Source organism: Halobacillus sp. BBL2006, assembly GCF_000786645.1.
Taxonomy (GTDB): Bacteria; Bacillota; Bacilli; order Bacillales; family Halobacillaceae; genus Halobacillus.
This window is the reverse complement of sequence record NZ_JRNX01000590.1, coordinates 1-1,775: the sequence shown is the minus strand read 5'-3', so window position 1 is coordinate 1,775 and position 1,775 is coordinate 1. Positions and strand designations below refer to the sequence as shown.

Sequence of the window (1,775 nt, the reverse complement as noted above, 5' to 3'; positions counted from 1 at the left end):
CACGTCCATCGTTGCCAACCCGCCATTACGCGTCGTCACGGATTGGAATAGAGCATAGAAGAACGACTCATGCCATGATTTATCACTGAAAAAATGCGTGCGATCAAAGAAGAATATAAGAATTGCACCAACGACAACGAGTGCAGCAAAAGTGATCGAAGTTAATTTAGTGAAAAGCGAAAAAGAGAAGAAGTCCCCTTGTCGTTTTGTTAAATAGTCTTTGACTTCAATTAAAACAGGGAAGCCGATAGCACCCAACGTCAATAGCAAAATGTTGATGAACTGGACAAAGTAATCATGTTCAAACATGACAAGCGATGAACCGGTGATATCAAACCCTGCATTTGTCGTAGCACTGACGGAAGCAAATGCTCCTTGAATGAAGGCTTCACTGATGGTTGGGAAATATTGTGTAAAATATACACCTAGGATAAGAGCTCCAATAATTTCGATGATGACGATAATGAGTAAAATCTGCCGAATCAGTCTGACCATGCCGGAGAACGTCGAGCGGTTCTGGTCCGTTTTGATCAGCTGTCTTCGTTTAAGGCCTATTCGTTGTCCGAGTAGCAGCCAGATGAATGTTCCGAGCGTCATGACCCCAATGCCGCCAAATTGAAGGATAAACATCAATACAAAATACCCACCTGTGTTAAAGGTGTCCGCTGTGGATGTCACAGTCAAACCTGTTACACTAATGGCGCTCACTGCTGTAAATAAACTATCGATGAAGCTCATGTCGATCCCTTCTCTATGTAGAAATGGCAAACTGATCAAGAATGTTGAAACGAGTGCTGCCGATACATAGAACAAAACGATAATTTGAAAAGGGGAAAGCCGATCGAAAAAGTTGTTCGGCCTCAAAGAGATGGAGCGTGCCATAATCAGTTCTCCTTAAAATAAAATTCCTGTCGAAACGGTGTCTACTTATGGATTTTAAAGCTATTCCAACCACTTGGCAAGAAGAAGGAAATGATTTACGGATTTTACTTGGTAATATATGGATGACCTGGGGTGGGAGAATGTGGATGACCTGAGGTGGGAGTAAATGGTAATGGGAACCCGTTTATTCCCTTAGGGTTGCTTCATGGATACGGGTTATCTATGATGGGAGTAGAATTCATGGAGAGAGGCGGAGTGAGCAAGTTTGGATATTCGGCATTTGCAATATTTCATAGAAGTATCTCGGTTCCATAGTTTCACAAGGGCCGCTGAGCATTTGTACATAAGTCAACCGACCATCAGTAAAATGATCAAGAATTTGGAAGCGGATCTTGGTGTAGAATTGTTTGAAAGGTCACGTAAGCAAATTACGTTAACGGACGCGGGGCGCGTCATTCTCGCACAGGCGCAAGTGATAGATAAGGCCTTCAATAATCTACAAACCCAGCTGGATGATTTACTAGGTCTTCAAAAAGGCCATATCCGGATTGGTCTTCCTCCGATTATGGATGCTGATCAGTTTTTTCAAATCCTCGGAGGGTTTCATGATCAATATCCAAACATCACCTTCCAGTTGATTGAGAATGGGGCGAAAAAGATTGAAGAAAACATTATCGAAGATGAGCTGGATGTAGGGATTACCGTCCTTCCTACAAAACAAGAAGAATTTGATTACTTCTTTCTTTTGCGAGAAGAAATGAAAGTCGTTCTGCCCCCTTCTCATGCGTTGTATGAAAGAGAAGAAATTCACTTACATGAACTGAAGGAAGAATCCTTTATTATGTTCAATAAAGATTTCGTTCTCAATGATAGAATTACGCATGCGTGTAAAG

General features: G+C 41.8%; 2 protein-coding genes. One reads left to right on the top strand and one right to left on the bottom strand.

The genetic code is table 11. From position 1 onward, the window contains the following. The coding region (locus tag LD39_RS16490; protein ID WP_304413582.1) for a potassium transporter TrkG at positions 1-882 on the bottom strand (882 nt) is incomplete at its 3' end. 265 nt (positions 883-1,147) lie between these two features. Between LD39_RS16490 and LD39_RS16485 the strand changes: the two genes are divergently transcribed. Next, positions 1,148-1,775, top strand: a 628-nt coding sequence (locus LD39_RS16485; protein WP_035549976.1) for a LysR family transcriptional regulator, incomplete at its 3' end; no start/stop codon positions are given.